The 20315-nt window shown below is 48.1% G+C and carries 21 protein-coding genes and 1 tRNA gene; 18 read left to right on the top strand and 4 right to left on the bottom strand.

Features of this window, described 5'->3' with window-relative positions; genetic code table 11:
- On the top strand, window positions 1-216 hold a 216-nt coding region (locus J9B83_RS09850; protein WP_211536591.1), incomplete at its 5' end, for a TRAP transporter large permease subunit.
- Window positions 217-301: 85 nt separating this feature from the next.
- On the opposite strand, the gene J9B83_RS09855 is transcribed toward J9B83_RS09850, so the two are convergent.
- Together J9B83_RS09855 and J9B83_RS09860 are read right to left on the bottom strand one after the other, a co-directional pair.
- Window positions 302-1141 carry an isopenicillin N synthase family oxygenase gene (locus tag J9B83_RS09855; RefSeq protein ID WP_211536592.1) on the bottom strand — a complete coding sequence of 280 codons (840 nt, stop codon included), beginning with the start codon at window positions 1139-1141 and terminating at the stop codon, window positions 302-304.
- A 66-nt stretch (window positions 1142-1207) separates the two neighbouring features.
- The gene (locus J9B83_RS09860; protein WP_211536593.1) at window positions 1208-1363 is read right to left on the bottom strand and encodes a hypothetical protein; all 156 of its coding nucleotides are present in this window, start codon (window positions 1361-1363) and stop codon (window positions 1208-1210) included.
- A gap of 300 nt (window positions 1364-1663) precedes the next feature.
- Here J9B83_RS09860 and J9B83_RS09865 point away from each other — a divergent pair, with 300 nt between their 5' ends.
- The 12 genes from J9B83_RS09865 to J9B83_RS09920 all read left to right on the top strand — a co-directional run bounded on the left by J9B83_RS09865 (window position 1664) and on the right by J9B83_RS09920 (window position 11777).
- Entirely contained in the window at window positions 1664-2236 is a 573-nt protein-coding gene (locus J9B83_RS09865) for a YqgE/AlgH family protein (protein WP_236037241.1), read from the top strand.
- Window positions 2236-2694 (top strand): Holliday junction resolvase RuvX, encoded by a 459-nt coding sequence (ruvX, locus tag J9B83_RS09870; protein WP_211536594.1) that lies wholly within the window; start codon window positions 2236-2238, stop codon window positions 2692-2694. The genes J9B83_RS09865 and ruvX overlap by 1 nt, the downstream gene beginning before the upstream one ends.
- A 57-nt stretch (window positions 2695-2751) precedes the next feature.
- A complete protein-coding gene (gene pyrR / locus J9B83_RS09875) occupies window positions 2752-3249 on the top strand; it encodes a bifunctional pyr operon transcriptional regulator/uracil phosphoribosyltransferase PyrR (RefSeq protein WP_211536595.1) in 498 nt (165 codons plus the stop codon).
- A gap of 52 nt (window positions 3250-3301) precedes the next feature.
- Window positions 3302-4306: an aspartate carbamoyltransferase catalytic subunit gene (locus tag J9B83_RS09880; protein ID WP_211536596.1), complete on the top strand. Its 1005-nt coding sequence runs from the start codon at window positions 3302-3304 to the stop codon at window positions 4304-4306.
- Between the two features lies 1 nt (window position 4307).
- The gene (locus J9B83_RS09885; RefSeq protein ID WP_211536597.1) at window positions 4308-5585 is read left to right on the top strand and encodes a dihydroorotase; all 1278 of its coding nucleotides are present in this window, start codon (window positions 4308-4310) and stop codon (window positions 5583-5585) included.
- A 124-nt stretch (window positions 5586-5709) separates the two neighbouring features.
- Window positions 5710-6816, top strand: coding sequence for a GGDEF domain-containing protein (locus J9B83_RS09890; RefSeq protein WP_211536598.1), 1107 nt, complete (start codon window positions 5710-5712; stop codon window positions 6814-6816).
- 48 nt (window positions 6817-6864) lie between these two features.
- On the top strand, window positions 6865-7593 hold the full coding sequence (locus tag J9B83_RS09895; protein ID WP_211536599.1) for a YggS family pyridoxal phosphate-dependent enzyme: 729 nt from the start codon (window positions 6865-6867) through the stop codon (window positions 7591-7593).
- A 56-nt stretch (window positions 7594-7649) separates the two neighbouring features.
- Window positions 7650-8480 carry a pyrroline-5-carboxylate reductase gene (gene proC, locus J9B83_RS09900; RefSeq protein WP_211536600.1) on the top strand — a complete coding sequence of 277 codons (831 nt, stop codon included), beginning with the start codon at window positions 7650-7652 and terminating at the stop codon, window positions 8478-8480.
- Window positions 8481-8492: 12 nt separating this feature from the next.
- Window positions 8493-9035, top strand: a complete 543-nt coding sequence (locus J9B83_RS09905) for a YggT family protein (RefSeq protein WP_211536601.1) — start codon at window positions 8493-8495, stop codon at window positions 9033-9035.
- A gap of 170 nt (window positions 9036-9205) precedes the next feature.
- Window positions 9206-9691: a pantetheine-phosphate adenylyltransferase gene (gene coaD / locus J9B83_RS09910; RefSeq protein WP_211536602.1), complete on the top strand. Its 486-nt coding sequence runs from the start codon at window positions 9206-9208 to the stop codon at window positions 9689-9691.
- Window positions 9692-9776: 85 nt separating this feature from the next.
- Window positions 9777-10028, top strand: a complete 252-nt coding sequence (locus J9B83_RS09915; RefSeq protein ID WP_148834327.1) for a YfhL family 4Fe-4S dicluster ferredoxin — start codon at window positions 9777-9779, stop codon at window positions 10026-10028.
- Between the two features lie 36 nt (window positions 10029-10064).
- Window positions 10065-11777 carry a potassium/proton antiporter gene (locus tag J9B83_RS09920; RefSeq protein WP_328797729.1) on the top strand — a complete coding sequence of 571 codons (1713 nt, stop codon included), beginning with the start codon at window positions 10065-10067 and terminating at the stop codon, window positions 11775-11777.
- 35 nt (window positions 11778-11812) lie between these two features.
- Here the strand turns inward: J9B83_RS09920 and J9B83_RS09925 are convergent, their stop codons facing one another.
- A complete protein-coding gene (locus J9B83_RS09925; RefSeq protein ID WP_211536604.1) occupies window positions 11813-12913 on the bottom strand; it encodes a potassium channel protein in 1101 nt (366 codons plus the stop codon).
- Between the two features lie 21 nt (window positions 12914-12934).
- Window positions 12935-13408, bottom strand: coding sequence for a tRNA (uridine(34)/cytosine(34)/5-carboxymethylaminomethyluridine(34)-2'-O)-methyltransferase TrmL (gene trmL / locus J9B83_RS09930; RefSeq protein WP_211536605.1), 474 nt, complete (start codon window positions 13406-13408; stop codon window positions 12935-12937).
- 119 nt (window positions 13409-13527) lie between these two features.
- Between trmL and J9B83_RS09935 the strand changes: the two genes are divergently transcribed.
- From J9B83_RS09935 to ugpE, 5 genes are all read left to right on the top strand, one after another.
- Window positions 13528-13603 (top strand) — tRNA-Phe (locus J9B83_RS09935).
- 188 nt (window positions 13604-13791) lie between these two features.
- Window positions 13792-17004 carry a CHASE domain-containing protein gene (locus J9B83_RS09940; RefSeq protein ID WP_236037242.1) on the top strand — a complete coding sequence of 1071 codons (3213 nt, stop codon included), beginning with the start codon at window positions 13792-13794 and terminating at the stop codon, window positions 17002-17004.
- A gap of 189 nt (window positions 17005-17193) precedes the next feature.
- On the top strand, window positions 17194-18495 hold the full coding sequence (ugpB, locus tag J9B83_RS09945) for a sn-glycerol-3-phosphate ABC transporter substrate-binding protein UgpB (RefSeq protein WP_211536607.1): 1302 nt from the start codon (window positions 17194-17196) through the stop codon (window positions 18493-18495).
- 94 nt (window positions 18496-18589) lie between these two features.
- The gene (ugpA, locus tag J9B83_RS09950; RefSeq protein ID WP_211536608.1) at window positions 18590-19468 is read left to right on the top strand and encodes a sn-glycerol-3-phosphate ABC transporter permease UgpA; all 879 of its coding nucleotides are present in this window, start codon (window positions 18590-18592) and stop codon (window positions 19466-19468) included.
- Window positions 19465-20313, top strand: coding sequence for a sn-glycerol-3-phosphate ABC transporter permease UgpE (ugpE, locus tag J9B83_RS09955; protein WP_211536609.1), 849 nt, complete (start codon window positions 19465-19467; stop codon window positions 20311-20313). The genes ugpA and ugpE overlap by 4 nt, the downstream gene beginning before the upstream one ends.
- The last annotated feature ends 2 nt before the right edge of the window (window positions 20314-20315 follow it).

Here is a 20315-nt window from a genome sequence, read left to right on the forward strand (position 1 = left end):
CATTTTGGTATCGTGATGGTGTGTAGCTTATCGATCGGTTTCTCAACGCCACCATTGGGAGAGAACCTGTTTGTGGCCTCCGGTATATCGGATACACCGCTAGAAGAAGTGACGGCGAAAGCCATGCCGTTTGCCTTGGTGTCCACACTGGCGGTGATCGTGATTGCTTATGTGCCGCAAATAGCCCTGACTTTACCCAGTTTATTAGGTTATTAATCGGGTAGAAACAAAAACGCCCTGCTTGAAAGAACAGGGCGTTTTTAGCATATAGAGAACGCTGTAGAGTTAAATTGCTAGAGAGTTAAATTACTCCCAATTCCACCAAACGCTCGTGCAAATAGCTTTTTGCCGTGTGACGCTTTGACAAAACCACCTCGGGTTTAGGGTGCAAAAATAAGGGCAAAGAAATACGCGACTTGGTTTTGTCCGCGCCTTCTGGGTTAACCACTCGGTGAGACGTCGACGGAAAATAACCACCAGACGCTTCTTGTAGCATGTCGCCAATATTGACTACCAAGGTGCCAAAATCACAAGGCACGTCCATCCATGAGCCATCTTTGGCTTTGACTTGCAAACCTGGCTCGTTGGCTGAAGGTAAGATCGTCAATAAGTTGATGTCTTCATGGGCACCCGCACGAATCGCGCCTAATTCTTCATCGCCTTTTAATGGCGGATAATGCAATACGCGTAACAAGGTCTGATCGCTGCCGTCGACCATGCTACAAAGCGGCTGAGAATAATGCTGCGCCACATCGGCAGGAGAATGCTTTTCGACCCACGCGAGCAGTTCCAACGCTAAGGTATTGGCTTCGGCGTAGTATTGCGCCAATAAGGCTTTTTTGTCGGCGGGGCATTGTCCCCACGGGTAATAATGGAAGTATTCTTTGATGTCTTTTTTGGTGTGACCTTTGGCGGTTTCAGACACGTCGGGTGGGAAAAAGCCATCTTGAGTGCCCACGTTATAGCGATAATCGTACTTGGTCTCGCTATCAAAAAAAGTCTGCCATTCTTGGTAAATCGCCGACACCAGTTGCTTTTGAATGGGATGGTTTTTGAGTACCCCAAAGCCGGTGTCACGCAGAGATTGAACGAAATCTTCTTGGGCGGTTGGGCTGGTGTAATCGATTGCTTGTAATGTCATCTTGGTTTCCTGTGTTGGCAAAAAATGGTCGTTAAAAAAGTGTTAAATAAGAACGACAATGAAAACCTAGGAAGACCAACCACTGTGGAAAAAGTAACGTAGATCGACGGTTTCGGCTTGGTAATGCTGCTGCCATTGGGTCAAACGTCCGGCAGCAAGACGATCGAATAACGCGGACTGAACCGATTCGATGTGCTCGTGTTGCCATGACGTAAGGGGCATGCTGCATCCTCAATGAAACAGGGTGATGATCTCAATCGAGATCCTTGTTTAATGGGGTTAGTTTACGGGTTAGCTGCAGGATTTTGAAGAGAATCGGCAGAAAATCTGTTTTAGGGGTAGGTAATTTTTCATTTTTCCTTATACTAAAAACAGTCGGTTACGTTTATTGGCCGTCTTCTATGTGTTCTTCTCTACCGGTTTCCATCGCTCCGAGCGAGCGAGTTTTCTCAAGTTCAAGTGCTTTTTCTATCTTACATTGGCGCGCTCTATTTATGCGCTGTTATCCATTAAAGAGGGCTCATGACTATGAATACATTTTTCGATTCGTTTAAAAACCACTTCTTAATCTCTATGCCACATTTAAACGATCCTCATTTTGAACACACGGTGATCTATCTTTGTGAACACACCAAAGAAGGCGCCATGGGGATCATTATTAATCGTCCTGCCAATGTGGAATTCAGTGAATTGGCGACGCATCTTGATATGCAGATTGATCAACCACAAATCGCTGCAGAACCGATTTATAACGGCGGGCCGGTCGAAGCGGAGCGCGGGTTTATTTTGCACACATCGGACAAGGTATGGGACAACAGTTTACGCGTGACCGACGAGGTGTCTTTGTCGGCGTCTTTGGAAGCCTTGCAAGACATCGCCCAAGGCACAGGCCCAGAGGCGTTTCGCATCACATTAGGTTGCGCCGGCTGGGATGCAGGTCAGCTCGAAGCGGAAATTACCAGTAATGATTGGCTGGTATGTGAAGCCGATTTAGACGTATTATTCCACACCCCAAGCGACATGCAATTTACCGCCGCGACTCAGGTGTTGGGAATTGATATGGCGAGACTTTCACCGGACATAGGACATGGTTAATGAGCGCAACAGCGTCTTCGAATGATCAACAAAAGCCCAATACTGTTCGTTCAGTATTGGGCTTTGATTTTGGTACTACTCGCATGGGTGTGGCTGTTGGCCAAAGCATCACCGGCACCGCCCAGCCACTCGACCCATTAAAAGCCAAAGATGGCATTCCCAACTGGGATGACATCGCCAAAGTCGTCGCCGAATGGCAGCCAGATGCCTTTGTGGTCGGCTTACCTTTGGACATGGACGGCACCGAAAACGAGATGTGTCAACGAGCGCGCAAATTTGCCAAACGATTGCATGGACGTTTTAACCTTCCTTACCATATGATGGACGAAAGATTGTCGTCCTACGAAGCCAAAGGGCAGGTGATTGCCCGCGGTGGTAACCGTAATTTCAAAGACAATTCCGTGGATGGCTTAGCGGCGCAAATGATAGTAGAAAGCTGGTTCGCTGAGGCTTACTAGGCCGCTGTTTATACGACACCGTGTTTATGACACACCAACAGTAAGGTTTGAAACAGAATGACGTTAGATTTAGACAAGGCGCTTGCGTCCATGCGGGCACAGCTGAGCGCCTACTGTGAGCAAAAAAGCATTAACGACGCCATCGTGGTGGGTATTCATACCGGCGGCGTTTGGGTGGCTGAGCAGGTGATGTCCGCTGTGCCGACCACAGAGCCTCTCGCCACCCTAGACATTACTTTTTATCGCGACGATTTCACCAAAGCGGGCTTAAACCCTAAAGTGAACCAAACATTGTTGCCGGCCATTGAAGATCGCCATGTGATCTTGGTCGACGATGTGTTGATGTCGGGCCGTACGATTCGCGCCGCCATGAACGAAATTTTTGACTTTGGTCGTCCGGCCAGCATTACCTTGGCGATTTTGTATGACCTAGGTCAGCACGAATTGCCCATCGCCGCCGATATTGTGGGCGAGCGAGTAACGCTTAATACCGATCAAAGAGTGAAATTGACTGGGCCACAGCCACTGGGTGTCTCTATAATAGACACGCATTAATTTTTAAGTATGAAGAAGACCGAGCGTCTTTGCAGTTTGAGGAAAGCAAACCATGATGCGATCCGAGCCACGGGCATTACAGCTAAATGAACACGGGCAGCTTAAGCATTTTTTAACACTGGATGGGTTAGACAACACCATTCTGACAGAGATTTTAGACCGCGCCGATTCTTTCCTTTCTATGGGTGAGCAATCGGTCAAAAAAGTCCCTTTATTGCGCGGTAAAACCGTCGTCAATTTATTCTTTGAAAACTCCACAAGAACACGAACAACATTCGAATTAGCGGCCAAACGCTTGTCGGCTGACGTGATCAATTTAAACATTGAAACCTCAGCCACCTCAAAAGGCGAATCTTTACTCGACACCCTAAAAAACCTCGAAGCCATGCAAAGCGATATGTTCATTGTGCGTCATTCCGACAGTGGTGCGGCGCATTTTATCGCGGAACATTGCACGCCTAACGTCGCCATTATTAACGCAGGGGATGGTCGCCATGCGCACCCAACCCAAGCCATGTTAGATATGCTGACCATTCGTCGTCATAAAGGCAGCTTTGACGGTTTAAAAGTCGCCATTGTAGGGGATATTTTGCATTCCCGTGTGGCACGTTCTCAGCTGCAAGCGCTTACTACCCTAGGGGTCAGCGATGTGCGTTTAGTCGGACCAAAAACCCTCGTGCCGAGCTTTTTCGCAGAAATGGGCGCGACTATTTGTCACGACCTAGAAGCGGGCTTAAACGACGTAGACGTGATCGTCATGTTGCGCTTGCAAAAAGAACGTATGAAGGGTGCCTTGCTACCTAGTGAAAGTGAATTCTACCGCTTGTACGGTTTGACCGAAGAGACACTTGCCTGGGCGAAACCAGACGCCATTGTGATGCACCCAGGGCCGATTAATCGCGGTGTGGAAATTTCGTCGGAAGTGGCCGATGGCAAACAATCCGTTATTTTGGACCAGGTGACTAATGGCATCGCGGTGCGTATGGCGGTGCTGTCCATGGCGATGAGCGGTCAGCTGCAAAGTGAAGATGGATCGGCGACAGGGGATGAGAAATAATATGAAACTACGTATTCAAAACGGTCGTTTAATAGATCCGAGCCAAGACATTGATGCGATCGCAGAACTCTTTATCGACAACCAAAAGATAGTGGCCATTGGCGACGCGCCCGAAGGCTTTGACGACGTCGAGATTGTCGATGCCGCCGGTTTATGGGTGTTGCCAGGCTTGGTGGATTTAGCGGTGGCGTTGCGCGAACCTGGGATGACACAAAAAGGCAGCATTGCTACTGAAGGCCGTGCCGCCGTGTCTGGCGGTGTGACCACCTTGGTGTGTCCGCCAAACACGCGACCCATTGTGGACACGCCAGCCGTGGCGGCATTGATTCAAGACAAAGCCGACGAAGCAGGTATGGCAAACGTTTTCCCGTTAGGTGCTTTGACCCAAGGGTTAGAAGGCGCGCAACTGAGCAACATGGTGTCTTTGACCGACGCGGGCTGCATTGCTTTGTCGAATCACAGGCACCCCATGGCGAGCACCAAGGTGTTGTCTCGTGCATTAGAATACGCTGCAACGCACGATTTGCTGGTGGTGTTTCACCCCGATGAACCCAGCTTGTCCGAAGGCGGCTGTGCTCACGAAGGCTTGATGTCGACTATGCACGGTTTAGCGGGCATTCCTGAAGAAGCGGAAACCATCGCCTTGATGCGAGATTTACTGTTGGTGGAAAAAACCGGCGTACGTGCGCACTTCGCCCGTTTGTCTTGCGCCAAATCGGTGGAAATGATCGCCGATGCCAAAGCCTCTGGCTTGGATGTCACCGCTGATGTGGCGTTGCACAACTTACTTTTGAACGACCAAGTCTTGAGTCGCTTCGACGGGCATTATCATGTGTTGCCGCCGCTGCGCAGCGAAGACGACCGTTTGACGCTGATCGAAGGCATTAAAGCGGGTGTGATTACGGCCATTTGTTCCGATCACCAGCCCCATGAAAAAATGGCAAAAATTGCCCCCTTTGCGGCCACAGACCCCGGCATGGCGAATGTGGAAATCTTGTTGCCATTGGCCATGCAGTTAATGGATGAAGGAGATTTAGACTTTTCCACCGTGCTGCAAGCCTTAACCTCTGGCCCAGCGGCGTGCTTTGGCCTAGAAGCTGGCTCGTTAGCGGTAGGCAGTTTTGCCGACTTTATTTTGTTCGACAGCACAGCACGATGGACATGGGATTACGACAAACGCAAAACCAAAGGTCACAATTCACCGTACTTTGGCGACGAGTTTGTAGGGCGAGTCATGTCGACGTATATCTCGGGTCAACGGGTATATCAGACAGTGTGAATGTGTTTTTAAAATAAACAGTAAGATCAATCAAAAATTGACCGATTGGTCTTACTAATTCTTTACTTTTTATGTCATGCCGTTACTCTTGTTTTAATCACATTGCCAAGGTGCTCACGTCTTCATGTCTATTGACTCATCAAACACGCTGCTCTCAGAGCATCAAGTTTTGCGATCGCGTATCGCTTACCTTGAAAAAGAACGGGATTTCATAAAGAGCTTGTACGGTGATATGCCCCACATTATTCATGCCATCTCCAAGGGCTCTTTGTTGAGTACCCTGTTAGACGAGTTCAAACACAAGCTGGAAGCGCAATTACCCAACGCCTACTGCTTGTTTCTTGTGTGCGATAAAAGCTGTTTACATTGGGATGTGCAATACAAAGACGCGACGAACACCCCCTTATTGAGTTCCCAAAGTAAGCTACGAGCGGTGCCACAAGGGCTGATCACCTTCGCTGCCAGCCCGTCTTGCCCTACACGATTTGACGATCACATCGCTCAAGACGCTGATTGGCAACCGTGGGCGGAATTTATTGCCGACAATGGCTTTGTGGATGTGTCCATGTCCAGTGTGTCGGACGGCCAAGGCTCGATTTATTTAGCCGTGGTGTTTCAACCAGAAACCAGTCGCATTGAAAGTGACTTAGTAACACTGGCGCTAGAATGCTATGTGTCTTGGTTGCGGGCGATATTTGAGCGCGAAAAAGCGGACCAGTTGTTGCTTGAAGACAGCCATCGTGACCCGACTACGGGATTGTTACGTCGTTTCAGTTTTGAAAACAGTTTCAACATTGTACTGAAAGATTCCCGTCGTCACTTTTTGCGTGCGGCTTTATTGTCTCTGCGAATCCTGTCTAGCGCTAAAATTCAAGAGAAAGAGTTGGTGGAACTGGCAGAAGTGATGCGCAAAACAGTGCGAGACAATGATCTCATTGCTTATTTCGATGAGCACGAGTTAGTGATGGGGATTCGCATTCAACACTTAGAAGACGCCGAAGTGGTTGCCTCGAAGCTTTTTGCCTCATTGGGTTCTCCTAAGTTTGCCAATAACCGCCTAATACAAGATGGCTTGTCTATCGGTATTGCGTTTTATCCAGAGCATTCGTCTCTTGATGGGCTTTATCGAGCGGCCAATGCGGCAGCAGAAGTATTGAACCGCTCCACAGGGGTTCGGTTGGAGTTTCATGGCGAATACTACCAATCCAGTGCGGATTTTTACACACAGTAACCCTTGAGATGATTTTTCATATCTTGCGAAAAGGAGCCTGACGACACCATGTCAATTGCAGCAAACGGCCAAGAAGCAGACGATATTACCCGCAATTTGGCCCACACTTCTGAACAAATAGCACAACTTGCCCAAGAGTATCAGCGCGATGCTGGCAGTGTGCGTTTATTGGCTGTGAGTAAAACCAAGCCAGTGTCAGCCTTGGTGGCGGCATACGAAGCGGGGCAACGAGCGTTCGGCGAAAACTATGTACAAGAAGCGGTTGAAAAGCGCCAAGCGTTAGCTCACCTAGCTGACATTGAGTGGCACTTTATTGGCCCAATTCAATCGAATAAATCTCGCCTTATTGCCGAAAATATGGATTGGGTGCACTCGGTTGACCGCGAAAAAATCGCCCGTCGATTGAGTGAGCAACGCCCAGATGATTTGCCGCCACTGAATGTGTGCATTCAGGTTAACATCAGTGGCGAAGACAGCAAAGCCGGTGTGACGCTGGAGCAGTTGGACGATATGGTTACGTTAATCGTCAGCTTGCCGAATTTACGTCTAAGAGGCTTGATGGCCATTCCGGCGCCCCAAGACAGCCATGAGTCGCAATGTGCTGTGTACCAGCCATTAGCGCAGGCTTTTGCCGCTTTGGCGTCGAATGATCATCATGTGGATACCTTATCGATTGGCATGTCGGGTGATTTACCCGCTGCAATTGCTTCAGGTAGCACCATGGTTCGTGTCGGCACGGCTATTTTTGGTGCGCGAGACTACTCTTTAAAACAGTAAAAAGAACGTATAAAACATTAAAACGAACATCAATGCATTCAACAGTAGGATATAAAATGACACCAAGTATCGCCTTTATCGGCGTGGGCAACATGGCAAGTGCTATTTTTAGTGGCATGTTGGCGAATGGTTACCCAGCAACAAGCATTATGGGCACCTCAAGAACCGAACAAAAGCGCACCCATTATCACGACCAATTCGGCATCAGCATGTTAGCAGACAATCGTTCTGCGGTTAGCCAGGCAGATGTGATCGTTTTATGTGTCAAACCGGCACAAATGCAAGCTGTGATTGAAGCCTTTGCCGATCAGGTGCGTGATGATCAGTTGTTTATTTCGGTAGCGGCGGGTGTTGAGCTGGGGTCGTTATCTTATTGGTTAAACTCTCCTGTGGCGGTGGTACGTTGTATGCCAAATACGCCATCCCAAGTGGGAGCAGGTATGACCGGCCTGATCGCCAACGAACACACCAGCGCCGAGCAAAAAAACTGGGTGACGGAATTGTTTGCTGGCATTGGTGATTCAGTGTGGGTGGAAGACGAAGCCCACATGCATACGGTAACCAGTTTATCTGGTAGTGCGCCCGCGTATTTTTTCCGATTCCTTGAAGCCATGATCAAAGATGGCCAGCAACAAGGTTTGGATGAAGCCACTTGTCGTAAATTGGCCAGCTATACCATGCTAGGTGCGGCTCGCATGGCCACAGAACTTGATGAGCCTATTGCTCAATTGCGCAAAAACATTACCTCGCCCAATGGAACAACAGAGCAAGCCTTGTTGTCTTTTGAAGCGTCGAACATCGACAAAATAGTGGCCGATGCCATGACAGCGTGTGTTAATCGATCTAAAGAAATGTCGAATGATTTTTCTGCGAAGAAAACTGATTAAGGACCGAACCCAATGAATTCTGATCCATTTGTTATGCTCATAAAGGTTATTTGTAACCTTTATTTGTTCATTGTTTTGCTGCGTCTTGTGTTGCAATTGACGCGAGCGGATTTTTACAACCCGATTAGCCAAGGGATTGTGAAAGCTACAAGCCCTCTGGTGTTGCCTTTGCGCAAAGTGATCCCTGCGATTGGACGCCTTGATACCGCATCCCTGGTGTTGGCATTTTTAGTTCAATTTGTGACTGTTTTTTTGGTGGTGAGCATTAAAGGCGTTTCCGCGCCGCCAAGCATTTATGTTATTTATACGGTTGCCGGCACCTTGTATCATCTATTAGATCTGTATTTCTGGGCGATGTTGATATCAGTGATTTTGAGTTGGGTTGCACCTGGCGCGAATCACCCTGGCGCTATGCTGGTGGGACAAATTACGTCGCCCTTGTACCGCGCTTGTCAGCGGGTTATTCCTACTTTGGGTGGTCTGGATTTGTCGCCGATTTTCATCTTTTTGGCGATTTCGTTCTTGAAGCAAGTGTTAGCGCCTTATAGCCTCTAATACTATCTACCTATATGAATCTGCGGTGAGATCCTTATCATCGCATGCCAGTGAATTGAGAACAGGATCGTATTCCTATATGATGCGACCCTTAAACGGGCGTTAACTCGGACGAATGTCTTGTCTATCACCCGATTCGTTCTTCCTTATTAATTTTTTGGATGAAAGCTATGAGTACAATTGCGGTTTATCCGGGGACATTTGACCCGATTACAAACGGCCACACGGATTTGGTTGAGCGCGCATCAAAGCTGTTTCCTAAAGTGATTGTTGCGGTCGCTGCCAGCCCCAAAAAGCGTCCTGCGTTGTCCCATGACTTGCGTATATCCTTGGCAAAAGACGTGCTAGGGCATTTGCCTAATGTCGAGATCGTTGGCTTCAATAACTTGTTGACAGAGTTTACCCGCTCGGTAAATGGTCAGGTGGTGATTCGTGGCCTGCGTGCTGTGTCTGATTTTGAATACGAATTTCAGCTAGCCAACATGAACCGAGCCATTGCACCCGATGTAGAAAGCATCTTTTTAACGCCTTCTGAGAAACACTCTTACATTTCATCGACCTTGGTGCGTGAAATCGCGTCGCTAAACGGTGATTTTGGACAGTTTGTTCACCCAGAAGTCAAACGTGTTCTACAAGAGCATTATCAAACCAGCTAGAAGATCCTTTAGCTTAGTTTGTTTATCGAGTTAGCCCTAAAGTGATCTTGTCACCAACAAGGTCACTATTTTCTAGGAGAGCAGTATGTCTCTTATTATTACGGATGAATGCATCAACTGTGATGTATGTGAACCTGAGTGCCCCAATGAGGCCATTTCTCAGGGTGATGAAATTTATGTTATCGAACCTTCGAAATGTACTGAATGCGTGGGCCACTTTGATGAACCACAGTGTCAACAAGTGTGTCCTGTAGACTGCATTCCGTTAGATCCGAATCGTAAAGAAACGGAAGAACAGTTAATGGAAAAATACTTAACGCTAACAGGTCAACTCTAACCAATAGGTTGCCATACCATCGACACGAACGGATTTATTTTTTTAGCGGGAATTTTATTGCTTGTTAGTATTCTGGCAAGCTCTTTTACTGTGCGTGTTGGTTTACCTTTGTTGCTGGTGTTTCTTGGTATGGGAATGCTGGCAGGCGAAGAGGGCATTGGCGGCCTAGATTTCGATAATACCAATCTCTCCTTTTTTGTGGGTAACCTTGCTTTAGCCGTGATTCTTTTAGATGGCGGCATGCAAACCAAAACCAGCACTTTCCGCGTTGCTCTTTGGCCTTCCTTGTCTCTTGCGACCCTTGGCGTCGTCTTTACCACGGCATCGGTCGGCGCTTTTGCTGCTTGGTTATTAGACGTACCGCTTATTTACGGCTTATTGCTTGGCTCGATTGTCGGTTCTACCGATGCGGCGGCGGTGTTTAGTTTGCTGCGCAACAGTGGCGTCAAGCTCAACGAGCGGGTAGGCGGTACCTTAGAAATCGAATCGGGTGCCAATGACCCCATGGCCATCTTGTTGGTGGTGATGTTAACCGGTCTGATGCAAAGCGCTGACCCTCTGACGGTATGGGCTTTTCTAGGACAAATGGTACAGCAGTTTGCCATCGGCATAATATTGGGCTTGCTGGGCGGCAAGCTCTTATTGTTGGTGTTGCGCCGGGTGCCTTTGATCGAAGGTTTGTACGCCTTATTGATCATTTCCTTTGGTTTGGCGACATTCTCTGGCGTAAACATGATTGGTGGTAGCGGCTTTTTAGCGGTCTATCTGGTGGGTTTAACCGTTGGGAATGGTCGTATTAAACAGCTCGATGCGATTTCCCAGGTGATGGATGGATTGGCCTGGTTGGCACAAGCAGGCATGTTCTTATTGCTGGGCTTGTTGGTGACCCCATCAAGCTTGCTAACCCATGGTCTACAAGCCTTGGCCATTGCGGCGTTTTTGATTTTTATTGCTCGCCCCTTAGCGGTGTTTATTTGCCTCATACCGTTCGATTTTCGCTGGCCAGAACGTTTCTATATTAGCTGGGTGGGATTGCGAGGCGCGGTGCCCATTGTATTGGCTTTATATCCGGTGATTGCCGGTCTAACAAACGCCGAACTGCTGTTTGAAATTACTTTTACCGTGGTGCTGATTTCCCTGTTACTACAAGGTTCGACTGTGCCACACATGGCGCGTTGGTTGAACATCATCGTACCACCTGTGCCCGAGCCGATTACGCGATTTTCGTTGATTGACGATTTAGAATCGCATCATTCGTTGGAATTGTATGAATTCTTAGTGCAAGCCGAAGGGGTTCGGATTCCCTTGTCTATCGTGCAAAATGTGCCGAGCGCTACGGTATCAACGCCGCAGTTGGTGTCTTTGGTGCGAGAGGGTCAGCCGATTGTCGTAAATGCTGATACCTTATTAAAATCGGGTGATCGTATCTGGATGTTACTGCATCCTGGCGATGTGAACGACGTGGCGCAAATTTTCTCGCAAAAAGCGTCTGGGTCTTTCTTGTTACAGAATTTCTTTGGTGAGTTCGCCGTGCGTGGCGATGCCCCTCTGATCGACTTGGCAAAAGTGTATGGTGTGCCATTGGATGGGGTTGACCCACAAGAAACCGCTGCGCAACTGTTGCAGCGTCAACTGGGTAAAAATGTGGTGGTGGGTGATCGCGTGCGCTTTGGTAATATCCGGCTAACCGTCCGACAAATGGACGGCAACCAGATCGAGAGCATAGGGCTGAAGCTACAAAGCAAGTAGGCTCAAACCAGCAAGTTGCGCTCTATGTTTCGAAACTAATCAAACAGACGGCCAATTTCTTCTAATGAAGGCAGTTCTTGATCGTCGTTTATCAGCACAATCAAACCTTCTGTGTCTATGGTGGCGTAGGTCTGAGGATGAGTGACAATGTCGCCATTTTTATGCACGTAACCAAGCGCCGTGCCTATATCTTGTTGGATCAAGGTGGTGACTATGTGCGCCCATGACATGCCCTTTAAACGCACATCAAGACGTATGGTGTGATCTCCTTGGTGGCGAAATAAATCTTCCAATACTTGTTCCGTTCCTGGGGCGATTAAAGAACGTACCAGCATTTCGGGGTAGGCACGAACAGGGCGAATGACCGCAGTCGCACCAGCGGCTTTGAAGCGCTTTCGGTTGGAATCGTTAATGGCTTCAGCCATGATAAAAGCCGAGCTATTTAATACTTTAATCCTATGCAGTATGTCGAAAGTGATGCTATCAGAGTGATTGTCTTGGGCATCTGGGCACAACACAATGATGTACTTTGCTTTGTGGGTGTTAGCGGATTCCAACATGCCATCTTCTAACGCATCGCCAGTATGATGGACCACACCTTGAGATCGCAAATCAATGGGCAAACCATCAGGGAAGGCCGATGTTAAGATTTGAATAGGAATCTCTTCCAGTTCGGGTGTCTGGTTAATTTGGCTGATAAGCAACGCCAAGTAGCGTTCTGCATTGTATCTTGGGGTATTAATGATAAGTATGTGATCTTGCATATTGTCCCACTTCACGCGCCCTTTAATGCGCATTTCTTTGCGAATAAGCCTAATTTCAACATAGTCACTGGCGATCTGTGCGAGCAGCGTGATGCCCATGCCGTAAATTAAAACGATGGTGGCAAATTGCCCCCAAAAAGACGCCGCTGAAATGTCCCCATAACCTGTGGTACTGGCGGATGTCATGGTCAACCAAAAAGCTTGCCACCAATCAAGGTCTTCAAAGAAGACCATAGCCAAACTATGAAGACCAATGACACCAGCAAAAAAAACCAAGCGCTTACGTAAGTCGCTGGTTTCATGCAGATGAACCTTTTTACGAAACTGACGCCGGCTATTATTTCGCTTTAACAGCATACCAATTGCGTTCATGTTACCTCGGACGCTTTTTTATCATGATTCAGTGGGCGGCATGGCGTAATCAAGCTGACGCCAAGACTCGTATACCATCACCGCCACCGTATTAGACAGGTTAAGGCTGCGAGAGCTGGCCTGCATAGGCAAACGCAAGCGCTGGTCTAGCGGTAACGCATCGATAAACTCGGCGGGTAAGCCGCGGGTTTCTGGGCCGAACACCAGCACATCGTTTGCTTTAAAACGGGCTTCGCTGTGGGTGCGGCTGCCTTTTGTGGTGAGCGCGTACACAGTACTAATATCGTTCTGATCCACAAAGGCCTGAAAGTTTGGGTAACGTTTTAACCGAGTAAACTCGTGATAGTCCAAGCCAGCGCGGCGCAGCTTCTTATCTTCTAGCTCAAAGCCAAGCGGCTCGATGAGATGCAAGTGGAAGCCAGTATTGGCGCATAAGCGAATCACATTACCCGTATTGGGCGGTATCTCTGGTTGGTAAAGTACAATATGTAGCATAGGTTTATCTCCTTGATATGGTGGGATAATACCAGAGGAGAAAGAAAAACAGACTTTTTAATTTATTTTCAAAAAAAGTGTTGACCTTAAAAAAGGTTTCCCTATAATACGCACCACTTGCCCAGATAGCTCAGTCGGTAGAGCAGAGGATTGAAAATCCTCGTGTCGGCGGTTCGATTCCGTCTCTGGGCACCATGATTAAAGAAAACCTGCTTTTTAAGCAGGTTTTTTTTTGCCTGAAATTTGCCTCCGATACTGTTTCTCTTGTTTCTCCTGCTGCTTCTTTTTGTCTTTCGCGTAAATAGCGCCAAATACCCTCAATGATGGGGATTTGTCATATACTTATTGTCTATTCGATGGAGTAAGTAACTATGATCAGACCCATGGCGACTGTCGTTGCGATTACGTTAGGGTATTTTTTGCTGGGCGTATTAGGGCTGACGGTTGCTGTTTCTCCGGGCTATTCAACCATTATTTGGCCTGCGTCGGGTTTGGCGCTGGTGGCGGCTCTTTTTTATCCTAGACAAGCCTGGATTGGGGTTTTCTTAGGTTCTTTTCTGGTTAACGTCGGTGTGACCTGGCAAAACACGCAAACTCTTGTGTGGCTCTTGCCTATTTGTATTGGGTTTGGGGCGGCTCTGCAGTCTTTTGTTGGCGCCTACCTAATCCGTCGGTTTGTGGGGATTCCTTTTCGCTTTCATTGCACTCGTTTGGTGTTGCGCTTTATTGCTTTAGCAGCCGTTCTGTCGACGCTAATCAGCGCTACGATAGGTTCCTCGGCGTTATTACTGTTTGGCACAATTCAGCCCGAAGTGTTCATGCTTAGCTGGGTAACTTGGTGGGCGGGCGGCATGATAGGAGTGCTTGTATTGGTGCCCTGGATTGTGGTGATTTTTCCTAGGCTGTTTGGTAATGACTTTGAGCATCCTTGGCGATTACTGGCTGGTTTTTTATTTGTGTTGCTGGTGACCGCATTTTTGTCCTGGGGCAGTACTTATTCCGAATGGAACAAACAGAATAAAGAGTTTCGCTCCAATGCCCAGTTGCTCGAAGTGTTACTGAATAACCGCATTAAAAACAGCGTGGATATGTTGTATGGCTTTGTTGGCCTGGTTAACAGCAGTGAACATATCGAGGTAGACGAATTCAATATGTTCGCCGACAGCATCAGGCAGCGAGACGACTCCATTTTAACGGTTTCCCTAAATTTCGCGGTGACAGGGGACGATCTAGATCGTTTTGAAGCGAATATTCAACAAGAATACCCCAGTATCAAGTTTCAGGTCACCGAGAAAAACGCTCAAGGCGACTTAGTGCCCGTTACACCTCGTCCCAGACACACACCAGTCACCTACATAAGCCCAATGGCCGGTAACGAAGTGGTGTTAGGCTACGACATTTACTCTCAACCTGAACGTCGTTTTGCTGTTGATCAGGCGATTACAGGTCGACAGGTATACCCTACAGCGCCCCTTAAACTGGTGCAGAACGGTAATGGAGTGTTGTTATTTTTGCCTTTTTTCCACCAACAAAGCGATGCCTTTTTGGGCATGGCGACAGCGGTACTGGAGTTAGAGACCTTAACCGACACCATAGTTGAATACGGCTTGTTACCGAATACCGAGCTGTATTTAATCGATGACCACAATGCTACCTCTACTCCAATTATTGTGGCGAAAAGCAAGCAAGCGACCTTTTCTGCTGATGAGGTGATTCGCAAGTATCTCTCTGACGAGTTCAAGCACGCGGTTAGTTTTGACATTCAAGTGGGGGCAAAAACCTGGCGGTTGTTTCAAGTCAGCGAGAGTGACTTTTTTAAGCAACCGTGGGTAGTGAAATTTGTTTTGGCCTGTGGTTTCTTGTTCTCAGGGGTGTTTGGTTGGTTTTTATTAATAGTTAGCAGTCACTCTGCTGTCTTGGAACACAGAGTGGCATTAAGAACTCAGGATTTGTTACAGGCTAACGAAGAGTTAACAGCGTCGGAGTTGGCACAAAGTCAGGCTAAAGAACAAGCTCAACAAGCCAGTAAAGCCAAGAGTGCTTTTTTGGCCACCATGAGCCATGAAATTCGTACGCCACTAAACGGCACCATTGGCTGTCTATCGTTATTACTGAACACTAAATTGCAGCCAGAACAAGCCACCCTTGCAAAGTTGTCTCAGCAAAGTGCGGAGTCTTTATTAGACATTATTAATGACATTCTGGACTTATCGAAAATCGAAGTGGGGCGTTTTGAGCTAGAAAAACAGGCCTTTTCTCTACCGACGCTCATCGAAGAGGTGACCAACGTATTTGTTCTTAAAGCAGAGGAAAAAGGCATAGTACTGAATTCGCCAGCGGTTCCTGTGCCAGACATCAGCCTGCTCGGCGACCGGTTACGTATCAAACAAATTTTGGTTAACTTGCTGGGCAATGCGGTGAAATTTACTCAAGAAGGGGAAGTGTCCCTGTTTTTATCCGTAACCCCTTTGGACGAAGACAGTGTGGTGCTGAATATCCTTATCAAGGATACTGGCATTGGTATCTCCTCCGACAGTCAGACGCATTTGTTTCAGCGTTTCAATCAAGCGGACAGTTCAACAACGCGCCGTTTTGGTGGCACAGGTCTGGGTTTGGCCATCAGTAAAGAATTCATCGACGCCATGGAAGGGAGTATAGAATTAACATCTGACCAAGGGCAAGGTTCAACCTTTACAGTACGTATCCCACTGACGCAACTTACCCCCGCGACTGAACCCAAGAGTGTGTCTGCGGACGTACAGGTGGCGGTGCTTTATCAAAATGCCACAGGCCGTGCTTATCTCGGTGCTGTGCTAGATACTTTTGGGGTTCCTCATCACGACTTCGCTACCCTAGCACAAGCCTGTGATGCCTTATCTGGTATCAGCACAAACACAGATAAAACGCTGGTTGCGCTGGTGGACGAAGAGATAGTAGCCGCCGCGAGCAGAGCAGATTTGATTCAGTGGAACGCTGTAACAATAGAGACAAACACCAGATGTTTGATCTTACAAGGTCGTTCGCATTTGACCTATGATCAACAGGCCTATGTAACCTCCTTAACGAAACCTGTCTTTCAAGGGGCTTTATTGAAAGCGTTGGAGACAGTGTTGTTTCTTAAAAAGCCTTTTGAAGAAATATCTGAAACACAAATACAAACACAAAAAGAGCCCGTTATGATTCCAAACTCAGCTAACGCTGCTACCGCAGATCGTCCGACTTTTCACGGTAATGTCTTGTTAGTGGAAGACAATCTTACCAATCAGATCGTTGCTCGGGGCCTACTAAAATTATTTGGCGTTGAAGCCGCGGTGGCTAAAAATGGCCAAATAGCCGTCGATTTGGCTCGCGAAACGCGCTTCGATCTGATCTTTATGGATTGCCAAATGCCCGTTATGGACGGCTACGAAGCCACCCGTATTATTCGACAAAGCACCGAGGGGGCCACACCCAGCGATGTGCCTATTGTAGCTTTGAGCGCCAATGCGATGAAAGGCGATGAAGATGAATGCATCGCCGCCGGCATGAACGACCACATTGCCAAACCGATTTCACAAGACAAGCTGAGCGCTGTATTGAGTCAATGGCTTGCCTAGGCCCAATGATCGGTCTCGAGCGCTCAGTTTTCACTTGTTTTGTCCCATTCTCTTTGAGAAGCAATAGTAAGGTTTCATTTGAATAGAGTTTGTTTTTCAAATGAAACCTTACTATCATCAAACTGCAACATTTTATTTCTATAGTCGTTCTTTCTTTTCTAACAAAAACTCATTGTGAGGAACACGGAAATGCATCATTTGAAATTAGCGTCGGTTGTCGTTGGCTTATCGGTAGCCAGTTCAGGGTTTGCTGCCACAGAAGTGGAATGGTGGCACGCGATGGGCGGTGCCAATGGCGAAAAGGTGAATGAAATCGCCAAAGCGTTTAATGATTCTCAAGACGCTTACAGCGTTAAGCCTGTTTATAAAGGCAACTACACAGAAACCATGACCTCGGCGATTGCCGCGTTTCGTGCCAAGCAACAGCCTGCCATTGTACAAGTGTTCGAAGTGGGTACCGCCAGCATGATGGCGGCCAAAGGCGCGATTTACCCAGTTCATCAATTGATGCGTGAATCCGGACAGCCTTTTGACGAAAGCACCTATCTAAGCGCCGTTACCGGCTACTACACCGACCGCGATGGCAAAATGTTGTCCATGCCGTTTAACAGCTCCACGCCGGTTCTGTACTACAACAAAGATTTGTTCGCCAAAGCGGGCATCACTCAAGCGCCAAAAACTTGGCAAGATGTGGAAGCCGTGTCTAAAAAGCTGCAAGCGTCTGGTGTGAGCTGTGGTTTTACTACGGCGTGGCAATCTTGGGTGCAGCTGGAAAACCTAAGCGCTCGTCACAATGTGCCTTTCGCTACCATGGACAACGGCTTTGGCGGTTTGAAAACTGAGTTAGCGTTCAATGGCCCGCTGCAAGTGGCGCACGTGACCAAAATGGGCGAATGGCAAGAGAACGGCATTTTTAGTTATTCGGGCCGTACCAACGACGGCGCAGCGAAATTTTACAGCCAAGAATGTGGCATGTTCACCGAATCCTCAGCAGGTTACGCGGGTATCAAGCGCAACGCCACCTTCGACTTTGGCGTAGCCGAATTGCCTTATTGGGAAGGCAAGGTGAAGCAGCCGTCTAATACCATCATTGGTGGTGCGTCTTTGTGGGTGCTGCAAAGGCATTCTGAAGAAGAATACAAGGGCGTGGCGTCTTTCCTAAGCTACCTGTCTCGTGCTTCTGTGCAAGCCGATTGGCACCAATTTTCAGGTTACTTGCCTATCACCAAAGCGGCGTATGATTTGAGCAAAGGCCAAGAATTTTACGCCGCTAATCCAGGCACAGAAACCGGTGTGATGCAGATGACCACAGGCACACCAACGGGTAACACCAAAGGCTTGCGCTTGGGGAATTTCGTGCAAATTCGTGGTGTCATCGACGAAGCACTGGAGTCTGTGTGGAGTGGTGATGTAGACGCACAAACCGCGTTAAATACAGCGGTAGAGCGTGGCAACGCGCAACTACGTCGCTTCGAAAAAGCCAACGACTAACGAAACACCACGCCCTTATGACTTGTCTTATGATGCGGCCTATACCGTGTCATAAGGGCGTTTTTCTCTAGATCCCTTTTGTTTGGATTGTCTGATGACGGTTACCTTTCCCCAAAAAGGCCTGCCTTGGTTATTGTTGCTGCCGCAATTAGCGGTGACGGCGATATTCTTTCTGTGGCCTGCAGAACAAGCGTTAGAACAAGCGTTTTATCAAGAAGACGCCTTTGGTTTAAGCCGTGAATTTGTTGGCTTAGACAATTTTATGGATTTGTTCACCGATCCTTTGTACTACCAATCTATGTTAACCACCTTGGTGTTCAGTTTCTCAGTGGCGATTGGCGGCATGGCGGTGGCTTTATTGTTAGCTGTGATGGCGGATCGTATTATCCGCGGCAAGCTGGCGTATCAAACCCTATTGATTTGGCCGTACGCTGTGGCACCGGCTTTAGCCGGTGTATTGTGGTGGATTTTATTTGACCCCAGCATGGGGCCGATTGCCCTCTGGTTGGACAACATAGGCATTAATTGGAACCATTATTTGGATGGCAACCAAGCGATGATCTTGGTGGTGATTGCCGCCACATGGAAGCAAATCAGTTACAACTTTTTATTCTTTTTAGCCGGCCTGCAAGCGGTGCCGCGCTCGTTAATCGAAGCCGCCGCGATCGATGGTGCCAGCCCATTTAAACGCTTTTGGACCATTGTGTTTCCGCTGTTGTCGCCGACCACCTTTTTCTTATTGGTGGTGAATCTGGTGTATGCCTTCTTCGAAACTTTCGGTGTGATCGACGCAACAACAAAGGGCGGTCCAGGGCAAAGTACCACCACCTTGGTGTACAAGGTGTTTGACGATGGTTTTGTTGGGCTGGATTTAGGCGGTTCGGCGGCACAATCTGTGGTACTCATGGGGATTGTCGGCTTGATGACGGTGATTCAGTTTCGTTACATTGAGCGAAAGGTGCAGTACTCATGATTGAAAATCGACCTTGGTTAACTTTCGTCAGCCATGCCACCTTAATCGTCGGTATCGGCCTCGTCGCCTTACCCGTATGGATGGCGCTGGTGGCGTCAACGCACCCTGCGTCGGCGTTTGGTGTAGGTCACATTCCCCTGTGGTTTGGTGATGCGGGAGCCGAAACCTGGGGCAGTGTGTTGTTTGAAAAAGCCGGCAACGGTGTCGACACCCCTGTGTTTTGGATGATGCTGAACTCGCTGATCATGGCGCTTGGCATTACCTTTGGCAAAATCGCCATTTCTTTGTTGTCCGCCTACGCCATTGTGTTCTTTCGCTTTCCCTTTCGTAACCTGTGTTTTTGGATCATTTTCATGACCTTAATGCTGCCGGTGGAAGTGCGCATTGTGCCGACCTATGAAGTGATCGCGAACTTGGATTTGCTCAACAGCTACACAGGCTTAACCTTGCCGCTAATCGCCAGTGCGACGGCGACTTTTTTGTTTCGTCAGTGCTTTTTGAGTATTCCGGGCGAACTGGTGGAAGCCGCGCGAATCGACGGTGCTGGGCCGTGGCGCTTCTTTTTCGACATCTTATTGCCCTTGTCGCGCACCAATATCGCGGCGCTGTTTGTGATCTTGTTTATCTATGGCTGGAATCAATATTTATGGCCCTTGCTAATCACCACAGACGACGCTTATTACACCCTAGTGATGAGCATTAAACGCATGTTGTCAGTGACTGATGGCGACATTGCGTGGAACCAAATTATGGCAACCACTTTATTGGCCATGCTGCCCCCTGTTGCGGTGGTGATTGGCATGCAAAAGCTGTTTGTAAAAGGCTTAGTGGATTCGGAGAAATAGAC

It is taken from the genome of Marinomonas vulgaris, assembly GCF_018145875.1.
Taxonomy (GTDB): Bacteria; Pseudomonadota; Gammaproteobacteria; order Pseudomonadales; family Marinomonadaceae; genus Marinomonas; species Marinomonas vulgaris.